14 protein-coding genes are annotated in these 12,780 nt (G+C 36.0%); 4 read left to right on the top strand and 10 right to left on the bottom strand.

Features of this window, described 5'->3' with window-relative positions:
• Positions 1 to 32 precede the first annotated feature (32 nt).
• Together ABLC00_RS11190 and ABLC00_RS11185 are read right to left on the bottom strand one after the other, a co-directional pair.
• The gene (locus ABLC00_RS11190) at positions 33 to 1,088 is read right to left on the bottom strand and encodes a linear amide C-N hydrolase (protein ID WP_348941284.1); all 1,056 of its coding nucleotides are present in this window, start codon (positions 1,086 to 1,088) and stop codon (positions 33 to 35) included.
• A gap of 210 nt (positions 1,089 to 1,298) precedes the next feature.
• Entirely contained in the window at positions 1,299 to 2,972 is a 1,674-nt protein-coding gene (locus ABLC00_RS11185) for an FMN-binding glutamate synthase family protein (RefSeq protein ID WP_033846003.1), read from the bottom strand.
• Positions 2,973 to 3,498: 526 nt separating this feature from the next.
• Between ABLC00_RS11185 and ABLC00_RS11180 the strand changes: the two genes are divergently transcribed.
• The 4 genes from ABLC00_RS11180 to ABLC00_RS11165 all read left to right on the top strand — a co-directional run bounded on the left by ABLC00_RS11180 (position 3,499) and on the right by ABLC00_RS11165 (position 8,252).
• The gene (locus ABLC00_RS11180) at positions 3,499 to 3,930 is read left to right on the top strand and encodes a hypothetical protein (protein ID WP_004886671.1); all 432 of its coding nucleotides are present in this window, start codon (positions 3,499 to 3,501) and stop codon (positions 3,928 to 3,930) included.
• 534 nt (positions 3,931 to 4,464) lie between these two features.
• On the top strand, positions 4,465 to 4,995 hold the full coding sequence (locus tag ABLC00_RS11175) for a spore coat U domain-containing protein (RefSeq protein ID WP_004886673.1): 531 nt from the start codon (positions 4,465 to 4,467) through the stop codon (positions 4,993 to 4,995).
• A 91-nt stretch (positions 4,996 to 5,086) separates the two neighbouring features.
• Positions 5,087 to 5,797 (top strand): molecular chaperone, encoded by a 711-nt coding sequence (locus ABLC00_RS11170; RefSeq protein ID WP_004886675.1) that lies wholly within the window; start codon positions 5,087 to 5,089, stop codon positions 5,795 to 5,797.
• A gap of 40 nt (positions 5,798 to 5,837) precedes the next feature.
• A complete protein-coding gene (locus tag ABLC00_RS11165; RefSeq protein WP_081404967.1) occupies positions 5,838 to 8,252 on the top strand; it encodes a fimbria/pilus outer membrane usher protein in 2,415 nt (804 codons plus the stop codon).
• A gap of 10 nt (positions 8,253 to 8,262) precedes the next feature.
• Here ABLC00_RS11165 and ABLC00_RS11160 read toward each other — a convergent pair whose 3' ends face one another.
• The 8 genes from ABLC00_RS11160 to ABLC00_RS11125 all read right to left on the bottom strand — a co-directional run bounded on the left by ABLC00_RS11160 (position 8,263) and on the right by ABLC00_RS11125 (position 12,771).
• Positions 8,263 to 9,471 (bottom strand): IS256-like element ISAba26 family transposase, encoded by a 1,209-nt coding sequence (locus ABLC00_RS11160; protein WP_004832869.1) that lies wholly within the window; start codon positions 9,469 to 9,471, stop codon positions 8,263 to 8,265.
• 43 nt (positions 9,472 to 9,514) lie between these two features.
• Entirely contained in the window at positions 9,515 to 9,793 is a 279-nt protein-coding gene (locus ABLC00_RS11155; RefSeq protein ID WP_348941142.1) for a DNA-binding protein, read from the bottom strand.
• The gene (locus ABLC00_RS11150; protein ID WP_000993702.1) at positions 9,794 to 10,276 is read right to left on the bottom strand and encodes a methyltransferase domain-containing protein; all 483 of its coding nucleotides are present in this window, start codon (positions 10,274 to 10,276) and stop codon (positions 9,794 to 9,796) included.
• Positions 10,273 to 10,659: a hypothetical protein gene (locus tag ABLC00_RS11145; protein ID WP_006581312.1), complete on the bottom strand. Its 387-nt coding sequence runs from the start codon at positions 10,657 to 10,659 to the stop codon at positions 10,273 to 10,275. Before ABLC00_RS11145 ends, ABLC00_RS11150 begins: the two co-directional genes overlap by 4 nt.
• The gene (locus ABLC00_RS11140) at positions 10,656 to 10,943 is read right to left on the bottom strand and encodes a hypothetical protein (protein ID WP_000655910.1); all 288 of its coding nucleotides are present in this window, start codon (positions 10,941 to 10,943) and stop codon (positions 10,656 to 10,658) included. The genes ABLC00_RS11145 and ABLC00_RS11140 overlap by 4 nt, the downstream gene beginning before the upstream one ends.
• 5 nt (positions 10,944 to 10,948) lie before the next feature.
• Positions 10,949 to 11,314 (bottom strand): hypothetical protein, encoded by a 366-nt coding sequence (locus ABLC00_RS11135; protein WP_000434519.1) that lies wholly within the window; start codon positions 11,312 to 11,314, stop codon positions 10,949 to 10,951.
• Complete coding sequence (locus ABLC00_RS11130; protein WP_000986112.1) at positions 11,315 to 11,605, bottom strand: hypothetical protein; 291 nt, start codon at positions 11,603 to 11,605, stop codon at positions 11,315 to 11,317.
• Positions 11,606 to 11,742: 137 nt separating this feature from the next.
• On the bottom strand, positions 11,743 to 12,771 hold the full coding sequence (locus tag ABLC00_RS11125) for an ead/Ea22-like family protein (protein WP_033846509.1): 1,029 nt from the start codon (positions 12,769 to 12,771) through the stop codon (positions 11,743 to 11,745).
• Between the last annotated feature and the right edge of the window lie 9 nt (positions 12,772 to 12,780).

Genomic DNA, 12,780 nt, shown 5'->3' with positions numbered 1-12,780 from the left:
TTTATCTTATAGGTGATAAATTTTACCTTTTATTAAAGAGTTTTTGGGCTTAAAAAAGCAAATGGTTTTGCAATTTTAAAATCAGAAGTCGCATCTCCAGCATAGATATGGCTCTGCTCGGGACCGAGATCCAGTCTACGGGTTTTACCATCTTTAAAATTTATTTTCTTCAAGTCCACCCAAAATACATTGGGTGATAAAGCGGATTCAAAAAAATAAAGCATCTGTTTATGGTCTGCAACAGTTCTCCAACGGGTCGATGAAATATTAGGCTCTTCTTGTGTATTTAATCCATATGGAACAGAGGCATTTCGAATAACGCTAAATACAGAAGCCTGAGCTTGTTTCATATCATCATTTTTTGGAATTGCATTAATATAAAATGATGCTCGTGCAAAACGGTCAGAAGCACGGTTAGTACCCGGAAGCATAACGGTACCGCCGATTTGTTTCCAATATTCAGCAAGTGCAAGCTGTTTATCAAATGTAGGGGAGTTAGTCATGATTTGATAACTTCGGCTGTGATGAATCACTTGTTTCCCGCCAATATATTCAATGATTGCACTATCACCTGTTTTATCGGAAATAGACAAATGAAGTGTTGTGAGTCTTGATTCGCCAGGAACACTGTCTGTTACGATTGTATAGGGTTCATTCTCAAGAGCTTTAACGGCTTCATCAACGGTGGCGAAATTATCGAGTACATACTGTGCCCAAGCTGCGATACTTAATAATGGTTTATTAGAATTTTTTACATCTGGATACTGAGATTCGACTAACCATAAGACATTAGCGACTAAACCAGCTTCATTCATTCCGTCGGTTGTAGAGACTTCATAACCTGTTGCAATAACGCTGCCATATTTAGAAGTCCATTTAATTGAATTTGGTCCTGCACTTCCATCACGAGCAACACCACTCGGTAAAATCCATAAATTTGTGCCATTATCAACTTTCCAGTCCATTGAACGGGCTGTAATAATATGTTGATTGTTGCCTAAATATACCGCACGTGTACAAGCCGATGTATAGCTACTTAACCCTACAGCAAGAGCAATAAAAGTGGGAATGAATGTTTTTTTAAACATGAGTGAATACCTTCTTGTTATTACAGTTTGAGGATATTTATTTAATAAAATTAAAGCGTGTATATTATTTATACTTTTATAGTAGGTGAAAAATATATTAAATACAAACTAAAAGAAGAGGCTATTTAAAGCAAAAATCATATATAAATTTAAAATATGAGAGAGCATCACATTTTAAATATGATGCTCAAATTATTAAGTTAGTATGAATTAAAAATGATTGGCATCAGCCATATTCCACATACGATAATAAAAATTATCATCATCATTTTTTAGTTCAGATTGTAAAAGTTCTCCTTCTTTCAAGAAGAAATGTAATTGAGCATAGTTCTTGATTTCACGGTCATTGACTCGTTGAGCCAAATGATGGGCTTTAATATCTGAAGGATGACGTAAACCGGCAGCAGCAATCATTTCTGATAAAGCATGTAATGTATTTTTATGGAAATTAAATACGCGCTCTGCTTTGGTAGGTACATGGAGTGCTTTTTGACGATCTTTATCTTGGGTTGCTACACCTACAGGACATTGGTTGGTATGACAACTTTGCGCTTGAATACATCCAACTGCAAACATAAAACCGCGTGCTGAGTTAACCCAATCTGCACCTAATGCAAAAGTACTAGCAATATCAAATGCGCTAATAATTTTACCGCTTGCACCAATTTTAACTTGGTCTCTTAGTCCAGCACCTACAAGCATGTTGTGTACAAAACGTAAGCCTTCACGTAAGGGAGTACCAATATAGTCACTAAATTCAATTGGTGCTGCACCAGTACCACCTTCAGAACCGTCTACCACAATAAAATCAGGCACAATTTTTGTTTCAAGCATTGCTTTTACAATACTCATAAACTGCCAAGGTTGCCCAATACATAGTTTAAAACCAACAGGTTTGCCGCCAGATAAAGTGCGTAACTTTTGCAAAAAGTGCATCATTTCAATTGGTGTGGAGAAGCTAGAATGTTTTGCTGGTGAAATACAGTCATGATCACGTGAAACACCACGAATTTCGGCAATTTCAGCAGTAATTTTATGCTTAGGTAAAATACCGCCATGCCCGGGTTTAGCACCTTGTGAAAGTTTTAACTCAATCATTTTGATTTGTGGCAATTGAGACTGTTTAGCAAACTTTTGTTCGTCAAATTTTCCATCTAAAGTTCGACAACCAAAATAGCCACTGGCAATTTGCCAGACAATATCACCACCATTTTCTAAATGATAAGGGCTGAGACTTCCTTCACCAGTGTCATGATAAAACCCACCCAACTGTGCACCTTTATTTAATGCACGTATTGCATTTGCACTTAAACTACCAAAGCTCATGGCAGAGATATTCATAATAGATGCACTATAGGGTTGAAGGCATTGTGCATTACCAATTTGAATACGAAAACTCTTAGGATCTGCTGGTGGGCATGGACTAATTGAGTGAACAATAAAGCGATAATCTTGTTGATAGACATCTATGATTGACCCGAAAGGTTTATCGGCATTTTCATTTTTTGCACGTTGATAAACTAAGCTTCTTTGCATACGCGAGAAAGGTAGAGCATCTTGATCGGCTTCAATAAAGTATTGGCGAATTTCTGGACGTATATCTTCAAATAAAAAACGAAAATGACCCATAATTGGGTAATTTCTTAAGATAGAGTGTCTATTTTGTAAGACGTCATATAAACCCAATAAGCTTAATGCACCAGTAACGACCCATAAACCATTGAGTAGAGTATCTGAAATAAAATAATAGATACTATGAGGCGTATATACGGTTCTAAACCATGTGATACTAAGTGCCGTAAAAATACACAAGAACCAGAGTGAATGGCGTGAAAAGAATGTATTGAGAAATTTATGTCGAATGATTTGTGCTGGACTCGCCATATGTGAACAAATTCCTAATGTTTTACTGGCACATACCTTGCCAAGAAGCAGCTTAAACTACAAGTAGGGAATTGTTAGCTGTAAGAGCATATATCAATAGTAAATGATTATATTTAAGATTAAATTGAATAGAGTGTATTTAATTTTCTATAAGCTGGGGCGTAATAATTTTAAGATAAAGTTGGTTTTATAAATAATGAACTTTTATAATTATTGCTTTGATTATAAAATATATGAGAGTTTTTTTATGGTTTAGATTTTTTAAATAAGCCTGCTATTATTTAAAAAGCTAGTTAATAAAAAAATCTAAATAAATCTGGGAATTAATCTAAACAGTTTTTTAACTTTATAAATTTAATCAAGTCTGAAATTTGCTTGTATGAGTTTGATCAAAAATCTAGCTTTTAAGTTGATGGCTTTATGTTTTTTTAAACATTTTTTGATAGTATTTGTCAATTGAAAGGATATTTTCAATAGATTTTATTACAACTATATAGCATTCTAAAAAATCAAGTAAGGGTTTGAAATGAGCTGGAAATTTTTAACATTTTCTGTTTTTTTTACTGATATTTTTTTATTGTTTTTAATGTTTTATCTTGGCTATGACTTCGAAACTTTTAAAAAAGTAGCTTTAGCTGAAACTTTACTAGTTATTATTGCCCTAATATTTGATTCCATGGAACAAAAGAAGAAACCTATTTTTCCTGGTTGTATCGTCTATCCATTGTTGGGCATTTTATTCATTTTAGGATTTACACCTATTCTTGATTTTTTTGCAGAACGACCAAAAGGATTCCATAGTTGGGATATTAAAAATATGTGGATGATTAATGTGAATGAAGGAAATTATCAATTAAATAGACTTGCTTGGTATGGTAAAGCTTATGTACAACTGGGCTTTGCAATGGTAGGGGGAATTTTAGGATTTATTTTTCATTTAGTCTTTAGAAATACTTAAAGCATATTTATCTTTTTTGCTAAAGCTAGATGACATTTCTTACCTCAATTTTGGGAAAAGTGATTAAACCACCTTTCACTTCCTTAGAATTCTTATTCATAGAATATTATTTTCTTATTCATTTAAAATATATAGAACAAACAAAAGCTTAAATTTTGCTCTCCTAGTGGAAGGGAAATTTTAATAAATGATAAACTATAAAAAATGATGGTAAAATTTAACTAATGAAATTTTATGATTTTTTATTAAAACTAATAAAAAAGTGAATAAAATTACCGGAAATTTCTACAAAAAGTGGTATAGACCATATAAAAACACATAATTGAGAAATCCATCGGATTTTGAATTGTTAATAGATATTTAAAATGAAACTAATATCAGCATTTTTGTTGTTTTTTTGTATGATGCGCGCACAGTAGAGTAAAAAAAAAGACGCTTTGAAAAAACAGTCAGAAAAGCTAGTGATTGGATTGGGGAAGGCTAGTTTTTACATCTATTAATTCTTATTGGCGTAATGTAAAAAGGTTTTCAATCATGAAAAAATCTCTCATCGGTTTAACAGCAATTGCTATGGGGTTAATGTCTATCAATGTCGCAAATGCTGCAACGGCTACAGGTACATTAACTGTTAAAGCAACAATTACAAATAGTTGTGTATTGAATACATCAGCTACGGGTACAACTGCTAATGCAGTTTTAGATTTTGGTACTTTAAGCTCTCTTGCTAGCAATGTAGATGCAGATACGACTACTACGGGCGGTACAGCTATTAAAGTGTTATGTAACAATACTGTGCCATGGACTTTAGCTTTTGATGCAGGCAAAAATGCTCAAACAACTCAACGCCGTATGATTGGCGGTGCAACAAGTAACGAATATATCCCTTATAACCTTTTCTCTGACACTAACCGTGCAACAGCAATCGGTATTTCAACAACAGCCTATAGTGGTACAGGTACTGGCGCAGTACAAACAGTAAACGTATATGGCCGTATTCCTGCTGGCTCAACTTTGCCAAGTGCAGGTAGTTATGTTGATACTGTGACTGTTACTGTTACTTATTAATTTTAAATAAGTTCTATTCATTGTTGACGCTAGCTCTTAATTGAAAGAGCTAGCTTAAGTTTAATTTGAGAAAAGTAATTCTGGGCAAATCATGAGAAAAAATATCTTTGTTGCTACAAGTTTATTATTATTATTTTTGCCTAGTATGTTAAATGCTGCCTCAATACGTCTTTCTCCTGTAAATGTTGAAATATTGAGTGATCAGACTGCATCTTCAATTAGCTTGTATAACCAGTCAAATGAAAGTGCTGATTTACAGGTACGTATATTTGAATGGACTCAAAATGCTGGGCAAGATCAATTAATTCCTACAGATGATATTGCAATTAGCCCACCTTTTTTAAAATTAAAACCTAATGATTCTTATAATTTACGAGTAGTTAGAATTAAGCCGGAACCAATTTCTGGTGAGAAAACCTACCGTATTATTATTGATGAATTACCCAAGCCTATTGATAGCCGAAAAGCTTCTCAAGGTGTAAATGTATTGCTTCGCTCATCATTGCCTGTGTTTGTAGTCAATAAAGATGCGATGACTAAGCTGACTTGGTCAATACAACAAGAACAAAATAGTGCTTATCTTTCCATTAATAATATTGGCAATCGCCATGCACTGTTAAATAATTTAACGCTTGTAGATACTACTTCAAACAAAAGTTATCCGATTAAAGTAAATACCGTAAATGGTTATATTCTTTCCGGAAAATCAAGAAACTTTAATATTAGTTCTGATTTTAAATTTCAAGCTGATCATAAATATAATATTTCATTGAATATTAACGGTAAGCCAGCATCTCTTTAAAGAGGCACATATGAAATATCTCGTAAGTGCTTTATGTGTTATGTATTTGCCGATTCATGCTTTTGCTGAATCATTACAAGATAACACCAATGCTGCTTTACCCAATATTCCGGAAGTAACAAACTCCGCTTTTCAGGCATCTGGTTCTGATAGAGGTTATATTCAGTTATTTTTAAATATTTCGATCAATTCTAATACATCTACTGATTTAATATCGGTACACCAAGATCAAGATAAAAAGTTATATGTTCGTGCCCGTGACCTAAAAGCTTTAAGGCTAAAAATGGATGAGCATATTCCAGATAGTCAATGGGTATGTATTAATGAACTTAAAGGAATCCAGTTTAAATATCTGGAAAATGAGCAATCTTTAAACTTGCAAGTTCCTTCGAGCATGTTGAGTGACTATTCCGTTGACTTAAATGGTCAATCGACTACAAACACTAACTTGCTGAAAATGAAACCCTTAAATGCTGCAATCCTGAATTATAGCCTGTACCATACTATAACCAATGATGAGAGTATTTTCTCAGGTTCAGCTGAAGGAATTTTTAATAGTGCACTCGGTAACTTTTCATCAGGCGTTTTATATAACGGTAGTAATGAAACGAGCTATAGCCATGAGAAGTGGGTGCGTCTGGAAAGTAAATGGCAATATGTAGACCCTGAAAAAGTCAGGATATATACCCTAGGTGACTTTATTTCTAACAGCTCGGACTGGGGCAGTAATGTACGTCTTGCCGGTTTCCAGTGGTCGAGTGCCTATACCCAGCGTGGTGATATTGTTACCTCGGCGTTGCCGCAATTTTCTGGTTCGGCGGCACTGCCTTCAACACTGGACTTATATGTTAACCAGCAAAAGATTTATTCAGGACTTGTTCCGTCAGGCCCATTTGACATTAAGCAGCTGCCGTTTATTTCAGGAAATGAAGTCACACTGGTGACGACTGATGCCACAGGTCAGCAAATCATTACTAAAAAACCTTACTACTTTTCATCGAAGATTCTGGCAAAAGGCATAAATGAGTTTTCAGTAGATGTTGGGGTTCCACGCTATAACTATGGGCTGTACTCAAACGATTATGATGATGCCACCTTTGCCTCTGGTGCAATTCGTTATGGTTATAGCAATTCACTAACCTTAAGTGGGGGTGTGGAAGCCTCAACAGATGGTCTTTCCAACGTAGGAACAGGTTTCGCCAAGAATTTGTTTGGTGTGGGGGTGATTAATGCCGACATTGCTGCTAGTCAGTATAAGGATGAAAACGGCTATTCAACTCTGATCGGTTTAGAAGGGCGTATTAGCAAGAATATTTCATTTAACACCAGTTACCGCAAAGTATTTGATAACTACTTTGATCTGGCCCGTGTATCTCAAATCCGATATTTAAAAGAAAACCAGATTAGTGCTGAGCCACAGAACTATCTTAGCTATAGCGCGCTGGCAGATGAGATTATTAGGGCAGGGATTAACTATAACTTTTATGCAGGCTATGGTGTTTATGTCGGTTATAACCAGATCAAGTACAGTGATAACTCGTATAAGTTACTGTCTGCCAACTTAAGCGGAAGTTTAAACAAGAACTGGGGTTTTTATAGTTCAGCTTATAAAGATTATGAAAACCATAAGGACTATGGCATTTACTTTGCGCTGCGCTATACGCCATCTACAAAAGTTAATTCAATAACAAGTTTTTCTAATGACAGTGGTAAAACAACGTATAGACAAGAAGTAAATGGATTTAGTGATCCACACATTGGCTCATTTGGATGGGGTGGATATGTAGAGCGAGATCAGGATGCGCATACTAACAATGCATCGATCTATGGTTCTTATCGAGCAAGGGCTGCGTATCTGACAGGTCGTTATAACCGAATTGGGGATAATGACCAGGTTGCACTTTCAGCGACCGGATCGTTGGTTGCGGCGGCAGGACGTATATTTGCGGCCAATGAAATAGGGGAAGGTTATGCTGTTGTCACCAATGCCGGACCGCAAAGCCAGATTATAAATGGTGGAGTAAATTTAGGAGAAACTGATAAGTCGGGAAGATTCTTAATTGCTAATTTAAGACCGTATCAATCTCATAATATTTATCTAGATCCATCTTATTTACCATTGGAATGGGATGTGACGACTACCAATCAGACCGCACTTGTGGGCTATCGTCAAGGAACCTTGGTTGACTTTGGTGCACATCGGGTTATTTCAGGCTTGGTGAGAATAGTTGATAAAAACAATACACCATTATTACCAGGCTATAGCGTTCGAATTAATGGACAGCAAGATGCTGTAGTGGGCTACGATGGTGAAGTATTCGTTCCAAACTTATTAAGACAAAACAAACTTGAAGTAGATCTTCTCGATCATGGTACTTGTCAAATTAATTTCACTTATGAAAGTAAGCAATACAGTGCTAAAAAATTAGGGGAGCCTGTAAATTATTTTGTGTAAGTTCCATTTTTTATAAATGATCTTTTAATCGATCATCGAACTGAATCGTAAACCAATTCATTGCTAAACGCCAATTTTGAATTGGCATCGTCCATTTCTTCGCAGCATTTGATGTTGCTAAGTAAATGACCTTCTTTACTGAGTCATCAGATGAAAAGATTTTCCTTTTCTTCGTTGAATGGCGTATTACGCTATTCAACGACTCAATCGCATTTGTTGTATAAATTGCATGACGTATTTCGGCTGGATAGCTAAAGATCGTTCGGATATTTTCCCAATTGGCCCGCCAGGATTCTCCAATTTTGGGATACTGGTGATTCCATTGATCACAGAAGATGTCTAGGGATTTTAAAGCATTTTCCTCTGTACTTGCCTGATAAATCGCTTTCAGACCCGACGTAACAGCTTTGTAGTCTTTCCAGCTTACAAATCTCAGGCTATTGCGTACAACATGCACGATACACAGTTGAATATCAGTATGAGGGTAAACAGAGGTTATCGCGTCAGGGAAGCCTTTTAATCCATCTACACAGGCAACAAGAATGTCCTGTACTCCTCGATTTTTTAGCTCTGTCATGACTGACAGCCAGAATTTGGCACCTTCTGTCTGAGCAATCCACATACCCAGTAATTCTTTTTGCCCATCCATATTGATGCCTAAAGCAAGGTATACGGACTTGTTAATCACATTGGAGTGCTGACGGACTTTGACAACAATACAGTCAAGATAGACAACAGGATAAAGGCTATCTAAGGCTCTATTTTGCCACTCAGTCACTTGCTCAATCACAGCATCGGTAACTTTGCTGATGAGAGATGCTGACACATCGGCATCGTACATTTCTTTGAAGAAGGCTACAATTTCCCTATTAGTCATTCCTTTTGCATACAGTGAGAGGATTTGGTCATCCATACTGGTGATGCGTGTTTGGTGCTTTTTTATAATTTGTGGCTCAAATGAACCTTCTCGATCACGGGGAATATCTAAAGCCAGTTGTCCATCTTGAGTTGTAATGGTTTTAGAACTAAACCCATTACGGCTATTTGAGCCTTTCTTGGGCTGATGCTTTTCATAACCGAGATGGTCTGAAAGTTCAGTATTGAGTGCAGTTTCAATCATGAATTTTTTAAAGACTGCTGTCATTTGGTTTAAGTCTTCTGGTGTTTTTAGACCTTTAGCCAATTCGGCAGCCATACTTTTGATTGTTGCTTCATCCATGTGAAGTACCTTTTGTAATTATCCTCTGAAGGATAAATGAAAATTAAGTACTTACACAAAATTTAGAACAGTCCCTATTAAGCACAGTCTTGCTTTGCTCATACTTCAAAACGTCTTTCTTTTTATATGAAACACGTCTCCCAATTTTCGAGAAAGGCAGTGATGATTGATCACAACGCATTCTAGCTAATGTCCAAGGCGAGCAATCTAAATAAAGTGCCACAACTTCTTGAGGAAACTTCTGTTCTTCATTAGCCATTATGAAGCGATCCAAATATTCTTGTTGCTCTGCATCAGATAGATTTCTCAGATCTTTTAACATTTACCCCTCCTTACTTTCCGCTTTCATAAAAGTAATCCAATGTGTATTGCTGCGCTTTCCACTAATGTGGCCAAACAATGGCTTTTGATCTGTTAGCTCTAAGATTTCACTAACTTTGATCTGTGTTTCATTCCATTTGAAAATTAAAACTCCACCTTTCACTAAAACACGGAAGCATTCCGAAAAACCTTTTTGTATATCCTCACGCCAATCCTGTGACAATTTTCCATATTTGGCAGCTAACCAACTTTTCTTTCCAGCTTGCACAAGATGGGGAGGGTCAAAAACGACTAAAGAAAATTGCTCATCGTTAAAAGGCATTTTGCGAAAGTCCATTAATACATCTGGTTCAATCACTAAGGTACGACCATCACATAATGTATGTTCTTCTTTTCGAATATCTCCATACACTACATTTGGGTTGTTTCGATCAAACCACATCATCTTTGAACCGCAGCATGGATCTAAAATTTGTGCATTCATCCCTCAGCTCCCGATTCGCTAACACCCAACTTAATGCAACCTTCCTCAGGTAAATCAGCATACCAACAGTAGTATCCTTCACCGTCATAACCATCTTGGAGCCATTTGATGGTCATTTCAGTTTCCATCTGGAATTGATCTTTCTCACCATCAGGGGCTCCAAAATCAAAGGCATCTTTCAGTTCGGCGCAGGTTAAAGTTACTGCTCGTGTTTCAGGTAATGCTACTTCCTGAACTTTGGCTTTTATCTGCCATAAATCCCAACCTAGCTGTGACTTTGAATTTGTATACTCTCCGCCTTCAAATTCAAGTTCACGCTGTTTACCACCAACACTCAAATAAGCTTCTTCAAATGCCACTCTTTCCTTATTCAAATCTATCATCCGCCTTCACCCAAAAAAGTTGTCTCTAACCACCAGTTTTTGTTGTCTTGAAGATATTTTTCATGGTCTTCTTTGCTTCCTTGCCACTCCTCAAAAGTAATAGCATCAGCAATGCATTGACCGACTGTTGGAAAAGCTTGTAAGGCTTCTTTCTTAAGTCGGTAAACAAGCTGTTTACCAATTTTTTGAGTAGGTACCGGATGTAAAATGGGGCTAGATTCAGGTTCTTCAGGAATATTTACGCACCATAAAGTCGGAGTAATTTCTGTATTAACATCTTTCATATAGGTCATCCAATAATTGAAAATTTATAATTTTTCAGATTGATAGCAGTCATTTTTTGGCAGTGTTGACACTTAGTACGAGCCCGCTTTTTGAGCTCATCAAGATCTTCTTTAATCTGCTTTTTTTGCTCTGTTATCTGAGTTTGTTGTCTTGACCAATATTTCAAAGTATCTTTAATCCAGATTACGGGATTAACTTTTGCCTTGCATTTCATACAAATAAGTTCTAAAGCCTTGCTATCAATTTCGACTTGTATATGCTGGCACTTACGTAGGTTAGAGCTTGGAAAATTAACAATATTTTCCTCCATATTTAGAACAATATGGTCTTGAAAGGGATAGTTCATGTTCCCTTTATATTCCTGTTCCATTTATGCCACCAACTGATAACTTTTTTGATTTAATCTTGCTAAACCACGCAAACGTAATTGCTCAATAAAGTGTTTATCTCTGTTCATCCATGCTCTGCAGAACGAGGCAAATTTCTTTTGGCAAATATCATTCATTGGGAAACCGTATTTTGTTTCATTCATTGATATCTTTGCTACTTCTTTGCCACGTTTTAAAACCATGAATCCATTTTTATGAGATGGATAAAATCCGTTTTCACACATCCATACTGTGAACGGAAGCGACAAAGAGTCTGGGATGTTACGCATCATTTACATTCTCCAAATAGAATCTTTAAGTTTCGCTTTGAAGAGCAAAGCTTCTGTTTCATTAAGTGAAACATTTAAGAAAACTTGGGTTCGTTTACCTATCACAGTAAAAGTTCTAGTTTTGCTGTTATAAATTTGAATCATTGAGGCGACTCCAATAAAAAGTTACCTTCAACCTCAAGTTCTTTTCTTCTTTTTATAACCAGCTCCATTAGGGGTTCTTGAATACGTTCATCTGTTTCTGAAATATCAATTTCAATCGCATCCAACGTAGTCAGGTCTGTAGCTCGTTTGACTCGTTCAGAAATTGAAATATTTTCTTTCGATTGACCAGCAATGATGACTAAGTGTTTATTTAACTCAGTTAAAAAAGATTTTTGATCTTCAGAAGCCCAGTCTTTCGTTTCCTCAATGAGACTATTAGCTGCATCTGCAGTTTTAGTTTTCTTTAGCTTTTCAATAAGGCCAGCTAACGGAGACTCAACAGGTTTGTCATTATGGTAACGAGTCCAATTTTCCTCTTTGTTATTGGCCTTCTTCGCAGTTTTTTTTGCTTGAGTTGAGATAGTTTCTTTATCTGCTTTAGGTTCAATTGGTCCCAAAACATTTAGGATGTTGTCGTCATCTATACTTGTCAAACCTACTTCACCACTAATAATTGCGTTAAGTAAATTCTTAAACTCCTCACACCAATATAGTGACTTAACAAATACCCGCAATTCACCGAAATCATGCGATTTTCGTTTAATAAATGCATCTGCAGCTGAACGAGTTAGATGGCAATTAACATCTTCCCAAAAATATTTACCATGGCAGATATGAATATTGCGGTCATACCAGTCACTTAAAATGCTTATTTGAGTAGTTGCTTTTACATCGAGAAATAGTTCGTCTTCCTCTTCAATTGCAAAGCCATTTAAATCATGTTTTTCTGCAGCTTTTAGTGAATCAAAAAACTCTTCAACTGATTTATATTTTGATTCCTGATCTACATCTACAATATTCGTAATTTCAACTGAATCGCTTGCAGGGTCTAAACCCCACACAATATTTTTTGATTGAACAACGAAAATAGGTGAATCTGTACCAGCGTTATCATTTTCCCAAGAATTTTTGAGTTGTTGGGTAAACTCCGCCCATGTTTCAGGCGTAAATAGAGTAGGTTTCATAGTTGCTAA

The sequence above is a fragment of the Acinetobacter nosocomialis genome (assembly GCF_041021905.1).
GTDB lineage: Bacteria > Pseudomonadota > Gammaproteobacteria > Pseudomonadales > Moraxellaceae > Acinetobacter > Acinetobacter nosocomialis.
The sequence above is the reverse complement of the archived record's forward strand: the minus strand, read 5'-3'. Positions and strand labels throughout refer to the sequence as shown.

Excerpts from the sequence above, each read along its gene's own strand:
- ABLC00_RS11190 (WP_348941284.1), bottom strand. The coding sequence starts at position 1,088 with ATGTTTAAAAAAACATTCATTCCCACTTTTATTGCTCTTGCTGTAGGG.
- ABLC00_RS11185 (WP_033846003.1), bottom strand. The coding sequence starts at position 2,972 with ATGGCGAGTCCAGCACAAATCATTCGACATAAATTTCTCAATACATTC.
- ABLC00_RS11180 (WP_004886671.1), top strand. The coding sequence starts at position 3,499 with ATGAGCTGGAAATTTTTAACATTTTCTGTTTTTTTTACTGATATTTTT.
- ABLC00_RS11175 (WP_004886673.1), top strand. The coding sequence starts at position 4,465 with ATGAAAAAATCTCTCATCGGTTTAACAGCAATTGCTATGGGGTTAATG.
- ABLC00_RS11170 (WP_004886675.1), top strand. The coding sequence starts at position 5,087 with ATGAGAAAAAATATCTTTGTTGCTACAAGTTTATTATTATTATTTTTG.
- ABLC00_RS11165 (WP_081404967.1), top strand. The coding sequence starts at position 5,838 with ATGTATTTGCCGATTCATGCTTTTGCTGAATCATTACAAGATAACACC.
- ABLC00_RS11160 (WP_004832869.1), bottom strand. The coding sequence starts at position 9,471 with ATGGATGAAGCAACAATCAAAAGTATGGCTGCCGAATTGGCTAAAGGT.
- ABLC00_RS11155 (WP_348941142.1), bottom strand. The coding sequence starts at position 9,793 with ATGTTAAAAGATCTGAGAAATCTATCTGATGCAGAGCAACAAGAATAT.
- ABLC00_RS11150 (WP_000993702.1), bottom strand. The coding sequence starts at position 10,276 with ATGAATGCACAAATTTTAGATCCATGCTGCGGTTCAAAGATGATGTGG.
- ABLC00_RS11145 (WP_006581312.1), bottom strand. The coding sequence starts at position 10,659 with ATGATAGATTTGAATAAGGAAAGAGTGGCATTTGAAGAAGCTTATTTG.
- ABLC00_RS11140 (WP_000655910.1), bottom strand. The coding sequence starts at position 10,943 with ATGAAAGATGTTAATACAGAAATTACTCCGACTTTATGGTGCGTAAAT.
- ABLC00_RS11135 (WP_000434519.1), bottom strand. The coding sequence starts at position 11,314 with ATGGAACAGGAATATAAAGGGAACATGAACTATCCCTTTCAAGACCAT.
- ABLC00_RS11130 (WP_000986112.1), bottom strand. The coding sequence starts at position 11,605 with ATGATGCGTAACATCCCAGACTCTTTGTCGCTTCCGTTCACAGTATGG.
- ABLC00_RS11125 (WP_033846509.1), bottom strand. The coding sequence starts at position 12,771 with ATGAAACCTACTCTATTTACGCCTGAAACATGGGCGGAGTTTACCCAA.